This is a genomic window from Citrobacter sp. CK202 (genome assembly GCF_030333225.1).
Classification (GTDB): Bacteria; Pseudomonadota; Gammaproteobacteria; order Enterobacterales; family Enterobacteriaceae; genus Citrobacter_B; species Citrobacter_B koseri.
Genome location: NZ_JAOWGI010000021.1, coordinates 172,307 through 191,493 on the forward strand (window position 1 = coordinate 172,307; position 19,187 = coordinate 191,493).

The 19,187-nt window shown below is 55.4% G+C and carries 18 protein-coding genes; 10 read left to right on the forward strand and 8 right to left on the reverse strand.

Translation table 11 applies throughout. From position 1 onward, the window contains the following. Nucleotides 1-86 precede the first annotated feature (86 nt). The 8 genes from OGX84_RS06545 to OGX84_RS06580 all read left to right on the forward strand — a co-directional run bounded on the left by OGX84_RS06545 (nucleotide 87) and on the right by OGX84_RS06580 (nucleotide 9,807). Nucleotides 87-470: a DUF3302 domain-containing protein gene (locus OGX84_RS06545; protein WP_071259218.1), complete on the forward strand. Its 384-nt coding sequence runs from the start codon at nucleotides 87-89 to the stop codon at nucleotides 468-470. A 2-nt stretch (nucleotides 471-472) separates the two neighbouring features. Continuing rightward, nucleotides 473-1,609: an HlyD family secretion protein gene (locus OGX84_RS06550; protein ID WP_012135732.1), complete on the forward strand. Its 1,137-nt coding sequence runs from the start codon at nucleotides 473-475 to the stop codon at nucleotides 1,607-1,609. A 174-nt stretch (nucleotides 1,610-1,783) separates the two neighbouring features. Then, nucleotides 1,784-2,392, forward strand: coding sequence for a glutathione S-transferase (locus OGX84_RS06555; protein WP_047460300.1), 609 nt, complete (start codon nucleotides 1,784-1,786; stop codon nucleotides 2,390-2,392). Nucleotides 2,393-2,491: 99 nt separating this feature from the next. Continuing rightward, nucleotides 2,492-3,883, forward strand: coding sequence for an L-seryl-tRNA(Sec) selenium transferase (gene selA / locus OGX84_RS06560; protein WP_112001409.1), 1,392 nt, complete (start codon nucleotides 2,492-2,494; stop codon nucleotides 3,881-3,883). Continuing rightward, nucleotides 3,880-5,727 (forward strand): selenocysteine-specific translation elongation factor, encoded by a 1,848-nt coding sequence (gene selB, locus OGX84_RS06565; RefSeq protein ID WP_286457591.1) that lies wholly within the window; start codon nucleotides 3,880-3,882, stop codon nucleotides 5,725-5,727. Before selA ends, selB begins: the two co-directional genes overlap by 4 nt. 186 nt (nucleotides 5,728-5,913) lie before the next feature. Continuing rightward, nucleotides 5,914-7,065 (forward strand): L-threonine dehydrogenase, encoded by a 1,152-nt coding sequence (yiaY, locus tag OGX84_RS06570; protein WP_112001410.1) that lies wholly within the window; start codon nucleotides 5,914-5,916, stop codon nucleotides 7,063-7,065. A 210-nt stretch (nucleotides 7,066-7,275) separates the two neighbouring features. Then, nucleotides 7,276-8,814 carry an aldehyde dehydrogenase AldB gene (gene aldB, locus OGX84_RS06575; protein WP_047460312.1) on the forward strand — a complete coding sequence of 513 codons (1,539 nt, stop codon included), beginning with the start codon at nucleotides 7,276-7,278 and terminating at the stop codon, nucleotides 8,812-8,814. A gap of 579 nt (nucleotides 8,815-9,393) precedes the next feature. Next, on the forward strand, nucleotides 9,394-9,807 hold the full coding sequence (locus tag OGX84_RS06580; RefSeq protein ID WP_012135723.1) for a winged helix-turn-helix domain-containing protein: 414 nt from the start codon (nucleotides 9,394-9,396) through the stop codon (nucleotides 9,805-9,807). Between the two features lie 85 nt (nucleotides 9,808-9,892). On the opposite strand, the gene araD is transcribed toward OGX84_RS06580, so the two are convergent. The 8 genes from araD to yiaK all read right to left on the reverse strand — a co-directional run bounded on the left by araD (nucleotide 9,893) and on the right by yiaK (nucleotide 17,541). Next, entirely contained in the window at nucleotides 9,893-10,588 is a 696-nt protein-coding gene (araD, locus tag OGX84_RS06585) for an L-ribulose-5-phosphate 4-epimerase (RefSeq protein WP_012135722.1), read from the reverse strand. Next, entirely contained in the window at nucleotides 10,582-11,442 is an 861-nt protein-coding gene (locus OGX84_RS06590) for an L-ribulose-5-phosphate 3-epimerase (RefSeq protein ID WP_112001412.1), read from the reverse strand. Before OGX84_RS06590 ends, araD begins: the two co-directional genes overlap by 7 nt. After that, nucleotides 11,435-12,097: a 3-keto-L-gulonate-6-phosphate decarboxylase UlaD gene (gene ulaD / locus OGX84_RS06595; RefSeq protein WP_058668274.1), complete on the reverse strand. Its 663-nt coding sequence runs from the start codon at nucleotides 12,095-12,097 to the stop codon at nucleotides 11,435-11,437. The genes OGX84_RS06590 and ulaD overlap by 8 nt, the downstream gene beginning before the upstream one ends. After that, the gene (locus tag OGX84_RS06600) at nucleotides 12,094-13,599 is read right to left on the reverse strand and encodes an FGGY-family carbohydrate kinase (RefSeq protein ID WP_112001413.1); all 1,506 of its coding nucleotides are present in this window, start codon (nucleotides 13,597-13,599) and stop codon (nucleotides 12,094-12,096) included. Before OGX84_RS06600 ends, ulaD begins: the two co-directional genes overlap by 4 nt. A gap of 90 nt (nucleotides 13,600-13,689) precedes the next feature. Then, nucleotides 13,690-15,009: an MFS transporter gene (locus OGX84_RS06605; protein ID WP_047460323.1), complete on the reverse strand. Its 1,320-nt coding sequence runs from the start codon at nucleotides 15,007-15,009 to the stop codon at nucleotides 13,690-13,692. Between the two features lie 105 nt (nucleotides 15,010-15,114). Further along, nucleotides 15,115-16,044, reverse strand: a complete 930-nt coding sequence (locus tag OGX84_RS06610) for a DUF4862 family protein (protein ID WP_049011082.1) — start codon at nucleotides 16,042-16,044, stop codon at nucleotides 15,115-15,117. A 22-nt stretch (nucleotides 16,045-16,066) separates the two neighbouring features. Further along, a complete protein-coding gene (locus OGX84_RS06615; RefSeq protein WP_012135715.1) occupies nucleotides 16,067-16,531 on the reverse strand; it encodes a YhcH/YjgK/YiaL family protein in 465 nt (154 codons plus the stop codon). Nucleotides 16,532-16,542: 11 nt separating this feature from the next. After that, nucleotides 16,543-17,541, reverse strand: a complete 999-nt coding sequence (yiaK, locus tag OGX84_RS06620; protein WP_071259234.1) for a 3-dehydro-L-gulonate 2-dehydrogenase — start codon at nucleotides 17,539-17,541, stop codon at nucleotides 16,543-16,545. Nucleotides 17,542-17,759: 218 nt separating this feature from the next. Between yiaK and yiaJ the strand changes: the two genes are divergently transcribed. Both yiaJ and OGX84_RS06630 read left to right on the forward strand, forming a co-directional pair. Beyond that, nucleotides 17,760-18,575 carry an IclR family transcriptional regulator YiaJ gene (yiaJ, locus tag OGX84_RS06625; RefSeq protein WP_012135713.1) on the forward strand — a complete coding sequence of 272 codons (816 nt, stop codon included), beginning with the start codon at nucleotides 17,760-17,762 and terminating at the stop codon, nucleotides 18,573-18,575. A gap of 117 nt (nucleotides 18,576-18,692) precedes the next feature. Continuing rightward, a complete protein-coding gene (locus OGX84_RS06630; RefSeq protein WP_112001414.1) occupies nucleotides 18,693-19,166 on the forward strand; it encodes a 4Fe-4S dicluster domain-containing protein in 474 nt (157 codons plus the stop codon). The last annotated feature ends 21 nt before the right edge of the window (nucleotides 19,167-19,187 follow it).

Sequence of the window (19,187 nt, forward strand, 5' to 3'; positions counted from 1 at the left end):
GACTCGAATTATGTTCAAAATATCGGTGGAATCGTAATACGCCGCCTGTCATTTAACACTCTTATTAGCGTGAAGCCGGAGCAGGTATGTTTCTAAATTATTTCGCGTTAGGAGTATTGATCTTTGTTTTTCTGGTGATTTTTTATGGAATCATCATGATTCATGACATCCCTTATCTGATCGCTAAAAAACGAAACCACCCCCATGCTGATGCTATTCATACTGCTGGTTGGGTCAGTCTGTTTACGCTGCATGTTATTTGGCCGTTTCTGTGGATTTGGGCCACGCTTTATCAGCCCGAACGGGGCTGGGGCATGCAAGCGCATGTTTCACCGCAGGAAAAGGAACCTGAGCCGGGGCCAGAACCGGAGCCTGACCCGGAACTTATCGCCTTGTCGAAACGTGTGGAAGCGCTGGAGCGAAAGCTGGCTGAGGTACAGTCCCCTGATATTCCCCCGTCGGAGAGCTAATCATGGATCTGTTGATTGTTTTGACCTACGTAGCATTAGCCTGGGCGGTATTTAAAATATTCAGGATTCCGGTGAATCAATGGACACTTTCCACGGCGGCATTAGGCGGGGTATTTTTAGTTAGCGGACTTATATTATTAATGAACTATAACCACCCCTATACTTTTACGGCGCAGAAAGCGGTTATTTCTATTCCCATTACGCCGCAGGTAACAGGTATTGTGAGTGAGGTAACGGATAAAAATAATCAGCTGATTAAAAAAGGCGATGTTTTATTCAAAATCGATCCTGTGCGGTATCAGGCGCGGGTCGACAGGTTACAGGCTGACCTGGTCACGGCCACGCATAATATACATACCCTGAAGGCGCAATTAGCGGAGGCTCAGGCCAATACCACGCGGGTGTCCGCAGAACGCGACCGCCTCTATAAGGATTATCAGCGCTATCTGAAAGGCAGTCAGGCGAGGGTGAATCCGTTTTCTGAAAGCGATATCGATAACGCGCGGCAAAACTATTTAGCGCAGGATGCGATGGTAAAAGGTTCTGTTGCTGAGCAAACGCAGATCCAGAGCCAACTGGACAGCATGGTCGATGGCGAGCAGTCGCAAATCGTCAGCCTGCGGGCGCAACTGGCCGAGGCGAAATACAATCTTGAACAGACGGTTATTCGCGCGCCGAGCAATGGCTATGTGACCCAGGTGCTTATCCGGCCCGGTAGCTATGCCGCCGCGCTGCCGCTGCGCCCGGTAATGGTTTTTATTCCCGAACAAAAACGGCAAATTGTCGCCCAGTTCCGGCAGAACTCATTATTACGTCTTGAGGCGGGAGATGAGGCCGAAGTGGTGTTCAATGCGCTGCCCGGCCAGGTATTCCAGGGCAAGTTGTTGAGTATTTTACCGGTCGTGCCCGGCGGTTCTTACCAGGCGCAGGGAACATTACAGTCCTTAAGCGTAACGCCGGGGATGGACGGCGTGCTTGCGTTGATTGAGCTGGAGCCGAATAGCGATGTGGATGCCCTGCCTGACGGCATTTACGCCCAGGTTGCGGTTTACTCCGATCACTTCGCCCATGTCTCCGTGATGCGTAAGGTGCTACTGCGCATGACCAGCTGGATGCACTATCTTTATTTGGATCATTAAGCGGGTCGTCACCTGCTTTTTAGTAAAAACGCCTGATGGCGCTATGCTTATCAGACCGACAGGAACAATGTCTGCAATGTGTAGACCGGATAAGGCGCTTGCGCCGCCATCCGGCAAAACTAAGGCAGGATTTATTGATACCACTTTATTTTTTGTTGGCAAAAAGGACACGGCATGAAACTCATCGGCAGCTATACCAGCCCTTTTGTGCGAAAGATTTCGGTTTTATTGCTGGAAAAGGGCATCACTTTCGAATTTGTGAATGAACTTCCCTACAACGCGGAAAACGGCGTGGCGCAGTACAACCCGCTTGGCAAAGTCCCCGCGCTGGTGACGGATAAGGGAGAGTGCTGGTTCGATTCCCCGATAATCGCCGAATATATTGAGTTACTGGATATTGCTCCGGTGATGATTCCGCGTGAACCGCTGGCCTCACTGAAAGTAAGGCAGATTGAAGCGCTGGCGGACGGCATTATGGATGCCGGTCTGGTTTCCGTGCGTGAACAGGCGCGCCCGGCGGCGCAGCAGTCTGAAACGGAACTGTTGCGCCAGCGCGAGAAAATCAACCGTAGTCTGGACGCGCTGGAAGGTTATCTGGTGGACGGGACGATTAAGACCGATACCGTGAATCTGGCAACCATCGCCATTGCCTGCGCCGTGGGCTACCTCAATTTCCGCCGCGTGGCGCCGGGCTGGTGTGTGGACAGACCGCACTTAGTCAAACTGGTGGAAACGCTCTTTCAACGCGAAAGCTTTGCCCGCACGGAACCGCCAAAGGCTTGATGCGCATTATGTCCGCCTGAGCAAACTCACGGTACAATCCCCCTCATGTCGATATCCCTCTCCGCACCGGAGGGGGCCACCAACAGCCAGGCCTTTTTCATGACAACCGAAACGCGTTCACTCTACAGCCAGCTTCCTGCTATCGATCGCTTACTGCGTGACAGCACTTTTCTCTCTTTACGTGACACCCACGGGCACACCAGGGTGGTGGATCTGCTTCGCCAGATGTTGGATGAAGCAAGGGAAGCGATTCGCGATACGCAGGCGCTGCCCGCGTGGTGCGAGAACTGGGCGCAAGAGGTGAATATCCGGCTGGCGAAAGAGGCGCAAAGCGCGCTGCGTCCGGTGATTAACCTGACGGGAACGGTGCTGCACACCAATCTGGGGCGAGCGCAGCAGGCGGAAGAGGCGATTGACGCAGTGGCGCAGGCAATGCGCGCTCCGGTCACACTGGAATATGATCTGGATGGCGCCGGGCGCGGGCACCGCGATCGGGCGCTGGCGGATCTGTTGTGTCGCATTACCGGGGCGGAAGACGCCTGTATTGTGAACAACAACGCGGCGGCCGTGTTGCTGATGCTGGCGGCGACGGCGAACGGTAAAGAGGTGGTGGTATCGCGTGGCGAACTGGTGGAGATTGGCGGCGCGTTTCGTATTCCTGATGTGATGCGTCAGGCGGGTTGTACGCTGCATGAGGTGGGCACCACCAACCGGACTCACGCGAAAGATTATCGTCAGGCGGTGAATGAAAACACCGGCCTGTTGATGAAAGTGCATACCAGTAATTACAGTATTGAAGGCTTCACCAAAGCGGTGGATGAGGCAGAGCTGGCCGCTATTGGGCTGGAGCTGGATATCCCGGTGGTGGCGGATCTGGGCAGCGGTTCGCTGGTGGATCTCAGTCAGTACGGCTTGCCGAAAGAACCGATGCCGCAGCAGCTGATTGCCGCAGGCGTCAGCCTGGTCAGCTTCTCTGGCGACAAGCTGCTGGGCGGGCCGCAGGCCGGGATCATTGTCGGCAAGAAAGAGATGATTGCGCAACTGCAAAGCCACCCGCTGAAGCGGGCCCTGCGTGCCGACAAAATGACGCTGGCGGCGCTGGAGGCAACACTGCAACTTTATCTGCACCCGGAAGCGCTGGCGGAGAAACTGCCGACGCTGCGGCTGTTAACCCGCAGTGAAGCGGCGATTCAGGCGCAGGCGCAGCGGCTACAGACGGCGCTTGCCGCACGCTTTAGCGCGGAGTTCGCGGTAAACGTGATGCCTTGCCTGTCGCAGATCGGCAGCGGTTCGCTGCCGGTTGATCGGCTGCCCAGCGCGGCACTGACCTTTACGCCGCATGACGGGCGCGGAAGCCGTCTTGAGGCGCTGGCGGCTCGCTGGCGCGCGCTGCCCGTCCCGATCATTGGCCGAATTTACGATGGTCGCCTGTGGCTGGATATCCGCTGCCTTGAAGACGAGACCCGGTTTATGGAGATGATGTTGAAATGATTATTGCAACCGCCGGACACGTTGACCACGGAAAAACAACGCTATTACAGGCGATTACCGGCGTGAATGCCGATCGCCTGCCGGAAGAAAAAAAACGCGGTATGACTATCGATCTGGGGTATGCCTACTGGCCGCAGCCGGATGGCCGCGTACTGGGATTTATCGACGTTCCCGGTCATGAAAAGTTTCTCTCCAACATGCTGGCGGGCGTGGGCGGTATCGATCATGCGCTGCTGGTTGTCGCCTGCGATGACGGCGTGATGGCGCAGACCCGCGAGCATCTGCAAATTTTACAACTGACGGGCAATCCACAGCTTACGGTTGCGCTGACCAAAGCCGACCGCGTGGACGAAGCGCGAATCGAAGAGGTGCGGGAAGAGATTCTGGCGACGCTGGGCCATTACGGGTTTGCCGACGCGACGCTGTTTGTCACCGCCGCGAATGAAGGGCGTGGTATTGAGGCATTGCGCGAGCATTTACGGCAGTTGACGGGCCGCGCGCATCCCGGCCATCAGAGCTTTCGCCTGGCGATCGATCGCGCGTTTACGGTGAAAGGCGCAGGGCTGGTGGTGACCGGTACGGCGCTCAGCGGTGAAGTGAACGTTGGCGATACGCTGTGGCTTACCGGTGTGAATAAGCCCATGCGCGTGCGCAGCCTGCATGCGCAGAATCAGGCGACTGAACACGCTCATGCCGGACAGCGTATTGCGCTGAATATCGCGGGCGATGCGGAAAAAGAGCAGCTTAATCGTGGCGACTGGCTTCTCTCTGACGTACCGCCGGATGCCTTTTCACGCGTCATCGTTTCGTTAGAACATGCTGCGCCGCTCGTGCAATGGCAACCGCTGCATATTCACCACGCCGCCAGCCATGTCACCGGACGTATTTCCCTGCTGGAGGGTACGCTGGCGGAGCTGGTGTTCGATACGCCGCTATGGCTTGCCGATAACGACCGGCTGGTACTACGCGATATTTCTGCCCGAACCACGCTTGCTGGCGCACGTGTGGTGACGCTCAACTCGCCGCGTCGCGGTAAACGTAAACCGGAATATCTGCAATGGCTGTCGGCGCTGGAAAACGCCAGGGATGACAGCGCCGCGCTGGCGACGCATCTCGAACGCGGCGCGGTGAATATTCCTGATTTCGTGTGGGCGCGGCAGCTCAACGGCGACGGTATGCGCCAGCTTATTGAACAGCATGGTTTTATTCAGGCGGGTTACAGCCTGTTGAACGCCCCTGTTGCCGCGCGCTGGCAGCGTAAGATTCTGGATACGCTCGCGATGTACCACGAACACCATCGCGATGAACCCGGCCCGGGGCGCGAGCGTTTGCGGCGCATGGCGCTCCCGATGGAAGACGAAGCGCTGGTGCTGCTGCTCATCGACCGTATGCATGAAAGCGGCGTGATTCACAGCCACCACGGCTGGTTGCATTTACCGGATCACAAAGCCGGTTTCAGCGACGAGCAGCAGGCCGTCTGGCAAAACATTGAGCCGCTGTTTGGCGACGACCCCTGGTGGGTGCGCGATCTGGCGAAAGAAAAGGGCGTGGACGAGCAGGTTATGCGGCAGGTGCTGCGACAGGCGGCACAGCAGGGCATGATTACCGCGATCGTGAAAGATCGTTATTACCGTAACGATCGGATTGTCGCTTTTGCGAACCTGATCCGCGAACTGGATCAGGAGAGAGGCTCGACCTGCGCCGCTGATTTTCGCGATCGGCTGAATGTTGGACGAAAACTCGCCATTCAGATTCTGGAGTATTTTGACCGGACAGGATTCACGCGCCGTCGCGGAAACGATCATTTATTACGCGATGCGTTATTATTTCCGGCAAAAGAATGATACGAATTATTAAAATAGAAAATGAATTAATACAATTGTTTTCTTGAATTATATAAAGCACAGCAGGCGATGAACCTAATGTGCTTTTTTATATTTTATAATGGGAAAATAACAACAGCGATCATATTTTCACGACAGGTTCATCCGTATGCTGCCAGCCTTATTTCAGTAATTAAGGATGGTACAATGGCTGCTTCAACATTTTTTATTCCTTCCGTGAATGTAATCGGCGCTGGTGCATTAAAAGAAGCAATGAATACTATGGCGGAATATGGTTTTCGCCGTACATTAATTGTCACGGATAGCATGTTAACAACATTAGGCATGGCTGGAGATATTCAGAAAGCGTTGCAGGAACGCGATATTTTCAGCGTTATTTATGATGGCACGCAGCCGAACCCGACCACCGAAAACGTGGCTGTCGGGCTGAAACTCCTGAAAGAACACGGGTGCGATAGCGTAATTTCGCTGGGCGGCGGCTCCCCGCACGACTGCGCGAAAGGCATCGCGCTGGTGGCGGCGAACGGCGGCGACATCCGCGACTATGAAGGCGTGGATCGCTCCGCGAAACCTCAACTACCGATGATTGCCATCAACACGACGGCGGGAACGGCATCAGAAATGACCCGCTTCTGCATCATTACCGATGAAGCGCGCCATATTAAGATGGCGATTGTGGATAAACACGTTACGCCGCTGCTCTCCGTGAATGACTCTTCGTTGATGATGGGGATGCCAAAATCGCTGACCGCCGCGACCGGCATGGATGCGTTAACCCACGCCATTGAAGCCTATGTTTCTATTGCCGCAACGCCGATTACTGATGCATGCGCGCTGAAAGCCATCTCTATGATTGCGGAAAACCTGGCGATTGCCGTGGAAGAGGGCAGCAACGCGCAGGCGCGCGAAGCGATGGCCTATGCGCAATTCCTGGCTGGTATGGCGTTTAACAATGCTTCTCTGGGCTATGTCCACGCGATGGCGCACCAGCTCGGCGGCTTCTACAATCTGCCGCACGGCGTATGTAATGCGGTGCTGTTGCCGCACGTTCAGGTATTTAACAGCCAGGTCGCGGCAGGCCGTCTGCGTGACTGTGCGGCTGCGATGGGCGTTAATGTAACCGGGATGAGTGAAGCCGACGGCGCGAAAGCGTGCATTGACGCTATCCGTCAGCTGGCGCAGCAGGTCAACATTCCGGCGGGTCTGCGCGACCTGAATGTGAAAGAAGAAGATATTTCGGTGCTGGCGACCAATGCGCTGAAAGACGCCTGTGGCCTGACCAACCCTATTCAGGCGACCCACGACGAGATCATGGCGATTTACCACGCGGCGATGTAATTGAGTGATTGCCGGATATACGCATCGTGTCATTCCGGCGTCATGCCCGATGGCGCTGCGCTTATCGGGCCTACACTGTGCGGTAAGGTGAAACGGCTTAAACATCCGCTTGTCTATATCGTGACCGCAGTCGTAAAGCAGTAAAAGGCTGGCGAAGATTTCGCCAGTCCCGTCTAACCTTTGTAGTACCCCTACAGTAAGGAGACGGTCATGACCAATAATCCCCCTTCAACGCGTATTCAGCCCGGCGAGTATGGTTTTCCTCTGAAATTAAAAGCCCGCTACGACAACTTTATCGGCGGAGACTGGGTCGCACCGGTAGACGGCGAGTATTACCAGAATCTGACGCCGGTGACCGGGCAACTGCTGTGTGAAGTCGCCTCTTCCGGCAAAAAAGATATCGATCTGGCGCTGGATGCCGCGCATAACGTGAAAGAACAGTGGGCGCATACGTCCGTGCAGGATCGCGCCGCGATTCTGTTTAAGATTGCCGATCGCATGGAGCAAAACCTGGAACTGCTGGCAACGGCGGAAACCTGGGATAACGGCAAACCCATCCGTGAAACCAGCGCCGCCGACGTGCCGCTGGCGATCGACCATTTCCGCTATTTTGCGTCCTGTATCCGCGCACAAGAGGGCGGTATCAGCGAAGTTGACAGCGAAACGGTGGCCTATCACTTCCATGAACCTCTGGGCGTGGTGGGGCAGATCATCCCGTGGAACTTCCCGCTGCTGATGGCGAGCTGGAAAATGGCCCCGGCGCTGGCGGCGGGGAACTGCGTGGTGCTCAAACCTGCGCGTCTGACGCCGCTTTCGGTTCTGTTGCTGATGGAAATCGTTGGCGACCTGCTCCCGCCGGGCGTGGTCAACGTCGTGAACGGCGCGGGCGGAGAGATCGGCGAATATCTGGCGACGTCGAAGCGGATCGCGAAGGTGGCGTTTACCGGTTCGACGGAAGTCGGGCAACAGATCATGCAGTACGCGACACAAAACATTATCCCGGTAACGCTGGAGCTGGGCGGTAAGTCCCCCAATATTTTCTTCGCCGATGTGATGGATGAAGAGGATGCGTTTTTCGACAAGGCGCTGGAGGGCTTTGCGTTGTTTGCCTTTAACCAGGGCGAAGTTTGTACCTGCCCGAGCCGCGCGCTGGTACAGGAGTCCATTTATGAGCGCTTTATGGAGCGGGCCATTCGTCGCGTCGAAAGCATTCGCAGCGGTAACCCGCTCGACAGCGTTACGCAGATGGGCGCGCAGGTCTCCCAGGGCCAACTGGAAACCATCCTCAACTACATTGATATCGGTAAGAAAGAAGGCGCGGATGTGTTAACCGGCGGGCGGCGCAAGCAGCTGGAAGGAGAGCTGAAAGAGGGCTATTACCTCGAACCGACCATCCTGTTTGGTAAGAACAATATGCGCGTCTTCCAGGAGGAGATTTTTGGCCCGGTGCTGGCGGTGACGACCTTCAGGACGATGGAGGAAGCGCTGGAACTGGCTAACGACACCCAGTACGGGCTTGGCGCCGGAGTCTGGAGTCGTAACGGCAACCTGGCGTACAAAATGGGGCGCGGTATTCAGGCGGGACGCGTATGGACCAACTGCTATCATGCTTACCCGGCGCATGCTGCGTTCGGCGGCTATAAGCAGTCGGGGATTGGCCGCGAAACCCACAAAATGATGCTGGAGCATTATCAGCAAACTAAGTGTCTGCTGGTGAGCTATTCCGATAAACCGCTGGGGCTGTTTTAAGCGCCGTATAACCACGTTGCCGGATGGCGGCTTCGCCTTATCCGGCCTACGGAGAACTGCACATGTAGGCCCGATAAGCGTAGCGCCATCGGGCATGAGGTTCGCCTTATCCGGCCTACGGGAAACTGCACATGTAGGCCCGATAAGCGCAGCGCCATCGGGCATGAGGTTCGCCTTATCCGGCCTACGGGAAATCGCACATGTAGGCCCGATAAGCGCAGCGCCATCGGGCAGATTTGCCGGGGAGAGTGAAGCCGCTGTTCGGTCGTAGGGAACCCGTCGCAGGATTATTAACTGTAATTTGAGATAAATATATAATATTTAATTGTCACATGCACCGGCCCTGTCTATTTAGCTTATACTGCTAATCGTTTGTCTTTAGTAATTACATTAATTTATACAAATATGTTTTTCAGCTATTAAACCTATACCCCATCAGAAAGGTGTGGGAAAAGAGTTGTGTCGGTTAACTATTGAAAATAAATTGCTTTTTTTTACACTTGAGGCTTACACAATAATCAAGGAGGAGGTGAACATGAGCAGGTATCTCTGGTTTAGCTCAACGTGAGTATCTAAAGTATGGAATATCAGTTACATGGATTTATGATTGGCAGGGAAATATTCCTTGATATTAACGAAGCTCGAATTTTCCGGCTGCCGGTTAATAAAATGGATAGCGTCATCTCTTTCTGTGGAGTGTTTTTTAATCGGACAATGCTCCATCTGTTTGTTTACCTTTTGGTCAATGCACGTTCTCAATATGTCTCAAAGGATGAATTACTCATCAACGTTTGGGAAAAAAATGAATTATGTGCTTCCACGCAGCGTTTATCTAAAGTCGTCAAAAATCTAAATAATAAATTAAGTCTGCTGGGGCTACCGAAGAATTCAATTGTCTGCGTGAAAGGAAGTGGATACATACTGGCACTGGATGATATTCAACCGCTTTATAGTGTGGTGGACAATGTAGATTATCAATACCGATATCGCTGAGGTCAGTAACCGTTTATTCCGTAGCGTGATGTCGCCTTCGGATTCTTACCCTGGACGTTTTACGCCCAGGGATTTTTTTATTGTCTTATTGCCCGTAATAGGCGTTCGCGCCGTGTTTACGCAGATAATGTTTGTCGAGCAATTCTGGCTGCATATCCGGTAGCTGCGGCGTGAGCTGGCGGGAAAACAGCCCCATATAGGCGCACTCCTCAAGCACCACGGCGTTATGCACGGCGTCAGCGGCGTCTTTCCCCCAGGCGAATGGCCCGTGTGAATGGACTAATACCGCCGGGATCTGCATTGGGTTCAGACCGCGTTCTTCAAAGGTTTTGATGATTACCTCGCCCGTCTGGTATTCGTATTCCCCTTTAATTTCCTCCACGGTCATCAGCCGGGTACAGGGGATTGCGCCATAGAAATAGTCGGCATGCGTGGTGCCCCAGGCGGGCAGGTCAAGACCCGCCTGTGACCAGATCGTTGCATGGCGGGAATGGGTATGCACAATTCCGCCGATCTGCGGATAACGACGATAGAGCGCCAGATGCGTCGGCGTATCGGACGAGGGCTTTTTGCTGCCTTCAACGACCTTGCCGCTGGCGATCTCCACCACCACCATATCGTCGGCGGTCATGACGTCATATTCAACGCCGGAAGGTTTAATGACCATCAGTTTTCGCGTTTCATCTACGGCGCTGACGTTACCCCAGGTGAATGTCACCAGATGGTGTGCCGGAAGCGCCAGATTGGCTGCCAGCACCTCGGCTTTTAACTGCTCTAACATGTGAATCCTCCTTCCTGCATACGCGCTTCTATCCAGCGCCGCGCCTGGATAATTTCCAGCACCGGCTCTTTGGCCTTTTCCGTCCACATCTCAATCAAAAACGCGCCACGGTAGTTCAGCTCATGCAGCGTTTTGAAGATGCCTACAAAATCCACGCACCCTTCGCCGAACGGCACGTCGCGGAACTGACCGGGGCTGTTCTCTGTCACCGGCTGCGTGTCTTTCAGGTGGATGGCGGCGATGCGGTCAATACCGAGCTTCAGCTCAGCGGCGACGTCGTTGCCCCAGGCGCTGAGATTGCCGACATCCGGGTAAACGCTAAACCACGGCGAGGCGAGCAGCGCGTCCCATTTTTTCCATTTGCTGATGGAGTTCATAAAGGCGGTGTCCATGATCTCCACCGCCAGCATCACCTGCGCCGCTGCGGCTTGCTCCACCGCCCACGCCAGCCCTTCGGCAAAGCGTTGTTGCGTACCTTCGTCATGTTCTTCGTAATAGACGTCATAACCCGCCAGTTGAATGGTGCGGATACCCAGATCGCGCGCCAGGTGAATCGCTTTGGTCATGATGTCGTGCGCCCGCTGGCGTACGGCCTCATCGCGACTGCCGAAGGGAAAGCGACGATGCGCGGACAGGCACATTGACGGGATGGCCACGCCGGTTTCCAGCATGGCGGTCACCAGCGACGCCCGCTGCGTGGGGCTCCAGTCCAGGCGCGACAGGCGTTCGTCGGTCTCATCCACCGACATTTCGACAAAGTCAAAGCCGCAGCTTTTCGCCAGCACCAGGCGCTCCGGCCAACTGAGGTCTTTTGCCAGCGCTTTTTCATAGATACCTAACGGATGATTACGCATGCTGCTCTCCCCAGATGGCGTTAATTTGCGCGTGGAACCCGGCAGCAACCTGTGCCGGATGCGCCGCTCCTGCCAGCGCGCGTCCGGCGATAAATGCTTTGACGCGAATATCTTTAAACAACGGAAGATCGGCAGGCGTAATGCCGCCGGTAATCGACAGCTCCAGGCCAATGTCAGAAAGCGCCTTCATCCGCGCCAGATCCGCGTCTCCCCACTGCTGTCCGCTGGCCTGCGCGTCGCGCCCACGGTGATAAATCGCCTGGCGTACACCGGTGCGATACCAGGCACGGGCATCGTCCAGCGTCCAGTTGCCGAACAGCTCCATCTGAATTTCACCGCCGCAGGATTGCGCGACGGCATGGCCTTTCTCCACCGTGGCGAGCGGCGCCGCACAGATAATCGTCATCCAGTTGGCGCCTGCGGCAAAAGCCTGCTGCGCAAGCGTTTCACCCGCATCGGCCACCTTCCAGTCGGCAACGATGATTTTATCCGGGCACTGGGCGCGCAGCGCTTTCACCGCGCCCAGCCCCTCGGTTAAACAGAGGATGGTGCCAGCCTCAACGATATCGACGTGGTCCTGTAACAGGGCGACATCGTGAAGCGCCGCCTGAAGGTTGGTGTGGTCGAGCGCCAGTTGCAGTAATGGTCGGCTCATAATGCGTGCTCCTTAATGCGGGCGTGGTAGCCCTGTAATGCCTGAATCAAATCCTGGTATTGGTGGTATTTGCGCTGATAAAGACGGTGCGCGGCCATGTCGGGCATCAGCGTGCGTACCGGGTGCCGTAAGGCGTGCTGAGCCTCGCTGAAACTGCGATATACGCCGGTGCCGACGCGGGCGGCGAGCGCGGCGCCAAAGCAGCCGGTCTCTTCAACCTGCGGCAGTTCGATGCGCAGGCCGCTGACATCCGCCAGCATCTGCATCCAGACGTTGGAGTGCGCCGGGCCGCCGGTCACGCGCAGGGTGTGCGCCTCAGTAAAGCGTTCGCGCATACGGTTGAGATGGGTCATGTGGCTGAACACCACCCCTTCGTAAATGGCCTGTAGCAGATGCGCGCGGGTGTGCAGCGCCTGCATGCCGTAAAAGCCGCAGGTCATCTCCAGCCCGGCATTGCTGCCGTACAGAAACGGCAGGAAAAAGAGTTCGCCGCTCGCTTTCGGCAGGCTGGCGACGGCCTGGTTGATCTCGTCAAAAGAGAGTTCGCCCCACTGGGCGGTAAACCATTCAAGATTGCCGGATGAGGTAGGGCTGGCTTCGTGAACGATGTACTGCCCGTCGTTGACGTAGCGGCCATAGACATAAGGGTGCGCTTCGTGGTCGCGCAACCCCTCGGTGATCCCGCTGGTCACCGCCCAGGTGCCCATCACCGCGTTGAGGGTGAATTCATCTTCAATACCGGCGCAGAGCGCGGTGGAAACCACGTCAAACAGACCGCCGACGACGGGCGTGCCCGCCTTCAGACCGGTGATGGCGGCTGCCTGAGCAGTGATCTCCCCGCATATTTCGGCTGACCCCATAATGGGGGGCAGCGCATCGTTGATTTCACTGATGCCCAACCATTGGGTCAGGCGCGGGTCATACTGCCCGCTGCTCATGTTGTAGAGGTTGGACTCAGAAATGTTGCTCTCTTCGCACCCTTTTATGCCGGTTAAGCGCCAGCGCAGATAGTCATGCCCCATCATCACGCAGCCAATTTGTGCGTAACGTTGAGGGTCGTTCTCTTTAATCCAGCGCAGCAGAGAGGCGGGATGCCCGGTCCACAGCGTCTGACGGGTAACGGGGTAAAGCTGTTCAGGAATGCCGTCCTGCTGCCAGCGCTGGACTATCTTTAGCGCCCGGCGGTCGGAAGAGAGAATGGCGCTGCCCAGCGGCTGATCCTGCCTGTCGAGCAGAAACAGTCCTTTACCCTGAGCGGAGATACCGACGCCTTTAATTTGCTCGCCGGAGATGCCTGTACGCTGCAAAAGCCCGGCAATGGTGGCTGCACACTGTTGCCAGAGCTGGTGCATGTCGCGTTCGGCGTAACCCGGCAGTGGCGTTGCCGTCTGTAACGACTGCCGGTTGATCCCATGCTCATGACCTTTGGCGTCATACAAACCGGCTTTCAGATAAGTACCGCCACAATCGATGCCCAGCCAGAAGGCCTCTTTCTCTCTCATCTTTCATGTCTCATTTTTGCCGGATGGCGCCACGCTTATCCGGCCTACGGGTTTTGTAGGCCCGGTAAGCGCAGCGCCCCGGGCATGGTGTTACGCGGCGTGTTTACGCGGACTCATTGTCTTTGCCGGTGTCGAACCCGCATCGCATTTCGCGGGCAGCAACAGCGCCAGTAGCGCGGCCAGCGCCAGGGAGATCGCCAGGCAATAGACGCCCGCATCTTTGCTATACAGCGTGATCAGTACGCCAACCGCGTAGGGGCCGCAGAAGCCGCCGAGGTTGCCAAGCGCGTTGATAACGCCGCGTGCGCCGCCCGCCATCTCGGCGCTGAACAGACGTGCCGGGATCGTCCAGAAAACGCCCGCCGCCGATTGCAGGAAGAAGCCGCAGCCGACCAGCGCGGCATAGGCCAGCCAGATTTGGTTTTTCAGCGCCACCGACAGGAACATGCACAGGGCGAAGCCAATCAGCGGCAGGCAGACAAACAGTTTGCGTTTACCCGTGCGGTCGGAAAGGAAAGAGAACAGGAACATCCCGGCGATCGCGCCGACGTACGGCAAAATGGCGAGCATGCCGACTTGCCCCATGCTGCTGTGGGTCAGCTCTTTGAGAATGGTTGGCAGCCAGAGGGTGTAACCGTAAATCCCGGTCTGATAGAAGAAGTTCAGGGCGATAAGTTGCCACATGGTTTTGTCGGAAAGGACCGCGCTGAGAGAGGCGTTTTTGACTTCGCTTCCGGCAATGGCTTTCTGTTCTGCGGCGAGGGTTTCCACCAGATAGTTTTTTTCCGCCCCGGAGATCCAGCGGGCTTCCTGCGGCCGGTCATAAATGGTGTACGCCCACAGCACCAGCACGACGAGAGAGAGCAGACCTTCAATAATGAACAGCCAGCGCCAGTCGAGTACGGTGATTATCCAGCCGGAGAGCGGGGCGGTGATAATCCCGGCAATCGGCACAAACATAATCACAATGGCGTTCGCACGACCGCGTTCAGCGTCCGGGAACCAGTTGCTGATCATCGTCAGTACGACGGGCAGCATGCCGCCTTCCGCCACACCCAGTAAGAAACGCAGGGCAAGCAATTGATACTGGTTGGTGATTAAGCCTGTGAGGACGGAAATAACCGCCCAGGCAACCAGCGACCAGCCGATAAATTTCTTGCCGCTGCCGTGAACGGCGATTTTGCCGCCGGGAACCTGTAAGAACAGATAGCCGATGAAGAAAATCCCGCCAGCCAGACCGGCCATAGTGGCGGAAATACCTAATTCGGCATCCATTCCGCCAGGCATCGCGAAAGCAATATTCACGCGGTCCATATAAGAAATAATACAGGTAATCAGAATGGGCGGAATAATTCGCAGCCAACGCTGACGAGGTATATCTTTTTCTGTAGGGCGAGAGGTCATATTCATCTTCGTATTCTCGTAAAGTAAGTATTCTGGCGATGAAAAGTAAATTATTTAATGCCTGATGACGTTTTGCTTATCAGACTTACGCCGCCATCCGGCAACGTCTTATTATTTGGCGTTATTTAATGTCGTAATGCCGTCGCGTAATATCGCTACGCGGTGACTGACGTCGGCATTAGCGTTAATTTCCAGTAACTTAATACCCGTGAATTGCAGAACGTCTGTTCCTGCGCAGGTCAGTAATTCACGGGCATGTTCCTGCGTCATCATGCTGTCAGGGCAGAAAGGCGCGAAAGGCGCATGTAAATCCTGCCATTCGCCGTATTCACCGCTTTGCGTTGTACCGGAGAACATCAGCGCGCCGAGTTTACCGGCCTGTTTTACCTGCTGCGTATGGGTCAATGGCAGGGTGGTGTTGCGTCCTTCAATGGCGGAACGCGCCCAGTTAATGCAAACGCTGATGTCGTAGTCGGCAATCACCTCCAGCACGTTGTCCAGAGGCAGGAATCCTTTGCGCGGCGCGGCGCTGGTCATCGCGTCGCAGTGTTCCAGCACCAGGTCGCACGGCCAGTCCCAGCCAGCGATCTCTTTCACTGAACGGGCAAATGCGTCCGTTGCCTGTGCGACGTTTGGGTTATCGGCCTGCGGTGCGGCGTGCAGCTCAAGCGCGATCACTTTCCCGGCGCTTGCCGCGTTGATTGTCGTGATCTTCTGGTAAAGGTGGCGATAGTACGCCACACAGGCCTGACGCTGATCTTCATTGCTGGAGGCCAGCCCAAAGCCGCGGTTTTCACCGCGACGGCGCATGGTCTCCATAATCGCCGTCACGACGATTTGCCAGTTGCCTGGCGTATGGCGCAATAACCACGCGTCGCCGAGTGGGTGAAGATGTTCAAGGCAGGGTTGCTCCAGCCCACGAATATCAGGAGTATCGGAGAGTTGCCGCCAGAATTCCTTCTCTTCCTCTTCACTCTTTTGGTGAAATGAGGGTGCACAGGGATACGCACCGATAATATAACCGGTATTGTTCGTTTTCATGTTGTGCTCCAAAGATAACGTTTTATAAAGCGGATATTGCCACTTTAACGACGATTTTCCGTATGGGTGTCGCGACCGTTTTATTGCAGCCAGGGCGATGAACATCCTGCGGGAAAAAAATAGCGTAGCTTCCCGGAACCATTTCAAAGAAAGATTCATGTTCACTGTCGTGATAGAAAATAATATCGCGCTGTTCTAATAACGATTCGCTGATTTGGTTATTACCGGTGTCGATGGCAACCCCTATTTTTTCTTCACCCCAGGCGAGAAACTGAATATCCAGATAACGGCGATGAACTTCTGGACGATTTTCAGCCGCAGTGCGGGTGGTTAAATCAATTATCTGGGCAAAAATATTTTTGCCGTCGATTTCCACCACCCCAGGGTCCAGCGTGCGAAAGTCGGTGGTACGTAAGAAATCGAGCGCCTTTTCAATCGCGTCTGGCAGACGACACGGATTGGGCTGTGCGATATGTCCAAATATCATGCTATGCCTCCTTACAGCGCCTGGATTTTGGCCCATACGCTGTCATCGACGGTGATGCCGTTGCGGCGATTCTCATCCCGCAGCCGGGTAAATTCGTGGCCTGGCAGACGGATTGCCACGTTCTCATCGGCGCGCTCAGCGGTAGTGACGAAATCCATAATGCGCTGGAGTTTGGCATCGCGCGTGGCGCCATCAATCAGCTTATCGACCTCAATAGCGATGAAGATCTGCGAAACGCCGTATTCGTCGCTGTTTTCCTGGGTAACTTCGGCAACGGAAGCGCCGTCGGAAAGCAGGGTGGCGATCATATCCAGCACAATCGACAGACCTGACCCTTTCCAGTAGCCCATCGGCAAAATGCGGCGATTTTTTTCGATCACGCCAGGTTCTTTGGTCAAATTGCCTTCATCGTCGAACCCGCCGTCTACCGGCAGCTCACGTCCCGCCAGCCGGTTTACCTCTAACATGCCGTAGGAGAACATCGACATCGACATATCGATCATGGTGATTGGCGATGAAGGGATGGCGACGATCAGCGGGTTCGTGCCAATGCGGCACTCTTTTGACCCCCACGGCGGCATCACGGCGATAGAGTTGGTCCAGCAGATGCCGATGTAGCCTTTTTCCGCCGCCTGCCAGCCGTAGCTGCCGCCGCGCATCCAGTGGTTGGCATTGCGTAACGCCACCAGGCCGATGCCGTGGTCGGAAGCCAGTTCAATGGCGCGATCCATCATTTTTTTCGCCGTCAGATTGCCGATGGATCGCTGAGCATCCCACTGCTCGATGGCGCCAAGGCTGGTGATGCGCTGCGGTCTGGCATCAGGAATGATGTCGCCATTATCCAGTTGCTGAATGAAACGGGGAAAGCGATTCACGCCATGCGAATAGACGCCGGATTCTGTAGTACGGGCAAACATCTCTGCACAGGCGTCAGCCGTTTCCGCCGCAACGCCGCGCGCCAGCAGCACCCGATTGAACGCCTCTTTTAACTGCTCAAAAGTCACTTTCATTCCTGCTTCTCCCGTTTATTTTTGACCGCTTTTTTATCTTTAAATTTCACTATGCGAAATCTGATTTCAAATATAGCGATCAAATTTTGACAGATCAACGGGGTGGTCTATTTTTTAAAATCATCAAAATCAAATAGTTGTGTTTTTTCGGTTCAGATCGTGAACTGAAACACACTTTGCGCTACCATCAGAGCGCGACGAAAAGGGGAGCGGAAGCGATGGGCATAAAAGAGAGCGAAATGACGCAAGAAAAAGAGAGGCCAGCCGGTAGTCAGAGCCTGTTCCGTGGTTTGATGCTGATTGAGATCCTCAGTAACTACCCGAACGGATGCCCGCTGGCGCACTTGTCTGAACTGGCAGGGCTGAACAAAAGTACCGTGCATCGACTGCTACAGGGATTGCAGTCCTGCGGGTATGTTACCCCCGCGCCTGCCGCCGGAAGCTATCGTCTGACCACTAAATTTATCGCTGTCGGGCAGAAAGCCCTGTCATCGCTGAATATCATTCATGTGGCTGCACCGCATCTTGAGACGCTGAATATCGCCACTGGCGAGACCGTCAACTTCTCCAGCCGTGAAGACGATCATGCCATCCTGATCTATAAGCTGGAGCCGACCACTGGCATGCTGCGCACCCGCGCCTATATCGGTCAGCATATGCCGCTGTATTGCTCTGCGATGGGGAAGATTTACATGGCGTTCGGCCATCCTGACTATGTGGAAACCTATTGGGAAAGCCACAAGGATCAGATCCAGCCGTTGACCCGTAACACCATTACCGGGTTGCCGGCGATGTATGACGAGCTGGCGCAAATTCGTGAAAGCGGTATGGCGATGGATCGCGAAGAGAATGAGCTGGGCGTTTCCTGCATTGCCGTGCCGGTGTTTGATATTCACCATCGGGTGCCATACGCCATCTCTATTTCGCTTTCGACGTCCCGGCTTAAGCAAATTGGCGAGAAGAATCTGCTCAAGCCCCTGCGTGACACCGCGCAGGCGATCTCGAATGAGTTGGGTTTTACCGTGCGCGCTTAAGGCAGGCGCCCGGAAGATGATGGGCATCTGACAAAATTTAATCGTTTCCCTCGTCGGATCAAAGCAGCGATCGCGCCCTCTCTGGCACTCTGGGGTTTTACGCAGGTGGAGAGGGCAATGAACCGATTTATCATGGCGGATGCGGCGAAATGTATCGGCTGTCGTACCTGTGAGGTTGCCTGCGTAGTGGCGCATCAGGAGAACCAGGACTGTGCGGCGGTGTCGTCCGGGGAATTTGTCTCCCGCATCCGGGTCATTAAAGACGATGCGTTTACCACGGCGGCGGCATGTCGCCAGTGTGAAGATGCCCCCTGCGCGAACGTGTGCCCAACGCAGGCTATTCGTCGCGATCATGGGCACATCTTCGTGGAACAAGCGCGCTGTATCGGGTGTAAAAGCTGTATGCTGGCGTGCCCGTTCGGCGCGATGAACGTTGTGTCGCGAACCTCACGCGTACAGGCGATTAAATGCGATCTCTGCTGGCACCGTGCAACGGGCCCGGCATGCGTGGAGGCCTGCCCGACTGACGCGTTGCAGTGCCTTGATGTGGAAAACGTGCAGCGACAACGACTGTACGCGCAACCCGTCTGAGTGTCACCCCGGTCAGGCGAT

Excerpts from the sequence above, each read along its gene's own strand:
- OGX84_RS06545 (WP_071259218.1), top strand. The coding sequence starts at position 87 with ATGTTTCTAAATTATTTCGCGTTAGGAGTATTGATCTTTGTTTTTCTG.
- OGX84_RS06550 (WP_012135732.1), top strand. The coding sequence starts at position 473 with ATGGATCTGTTGATTGTTTTGACCTACGTAGCATTAGCCTGGGCGGTA.
- OGX84_RS06555 (WP_047460300.1), top strand. The coding sequence starts at position 1,784 with ATGAAACTCATCGGCAGCTATACCAGCCCTTTTGTGCGAAAGATTTCG.
- selA (WP_112001409.1), top strand. The coding sequence starts at position 2,492 with ATGACAACCGAAACGCGTTCACTCTACAGCCAGCTTCCTGCTATCGAT.
- selB (WP_286457591.1), top strand. The coding sequence starts at position 3,880 with ATGATTATTGCAACCGCCGGACACGTTGACCACGGAAAAACAACGCTA.
- yiaY (WP_112001410.1), top strand. The coding sequence starts at position 5,914 with ATGGCTGCTTCAACATTTTTTATTCCTTCCGTGAATGTAATCGGCGCT.
- aldB (WP_047460312.1), top strand. The coding sequence starts at position 7,276 with ATGACCAATAATCCCCCTTCAACGCGTATTCAGCCCGGCGAGTATGGT.
- OGX84_RS06580 (WP_012135723.1), top strand. The coding sequence starts at position 9,394 with ATGGAATATCAGTTACATGGATTTATGATTGGCAGGGAAATATTCCTT.
- araD (WP_012135722.1), bottom strand. The coding sequence starts at position 10,588 with ATGTTAGAGCAGTTAAAAGCCGAGGTGCTGGCAGCCAATCTGGCGCTT.
- OGX84_RS06590 (WP_112001412.1), bottom strand. The coding sequence starts at position 11,442 with ATGCGTAATCATCCGTTAGGTATCTATGAAAAAGCGCTGGCAAAAGAC.
- ulaD (WP_058668274.1), bottom strand. The coding sequence starts at position 12,097 with ATGAGCCGACCATTACTGCAACTGGCGCTCGACCACACCAACCTTCAG.
- OGX84_RS06600 (WP_112001413.1), bottom strand. The coding sequence starts at position 13,599 with ATGAGAGAGAAAGAGGCCTTCTGGCTGGGCATCGATTGTGGCGGTACT.
- OGX84_RS06605 (WP_047460323.1), bottom strand. The coding sequence starts at position 15,009 with ATGAATATGACCTCTCGCCCTACAGAAAAAGATATACCTCGTCAGCGT.
- OGX84_RS06610 (WP_049011082.1), bottom strand. The coding sequence starts at position 16,044 with ATGAAAACGAACAATACCGGTTATATTATCGGTGCGTATCCCTGTGCA.
- OGX84_RS06615 (WP_012135715.1), bottom strand. The coding sequence starts at position 16,531 with ATGATATTTGGACATATCGCACAGCCCAATCCGTGTCGTCTGCCAGAC.
- yiaK (WP_071259234.1), bottom strand. The coding sequence starts at position 17,541 with ATGAAAGTGACTTTTGAGCAGTTAAAAGAGGCGTTCAATCGGGTGCTG.
- yiaJ (WP_012135713.1), top strand. The coding sequence starts at position 17,760 with ATGGGCATAAAAGAGAGCGAAATGACGCAAGAAAAAGAGAGGCCAGCC.
- OGX84_RS06630 (WP_112001414.1), top strand. The coding sequence starts at position 18,693 with ATGAACCGATTTATCATGGCGGATGCGGCGAAATGTATCGGCTGTCGT.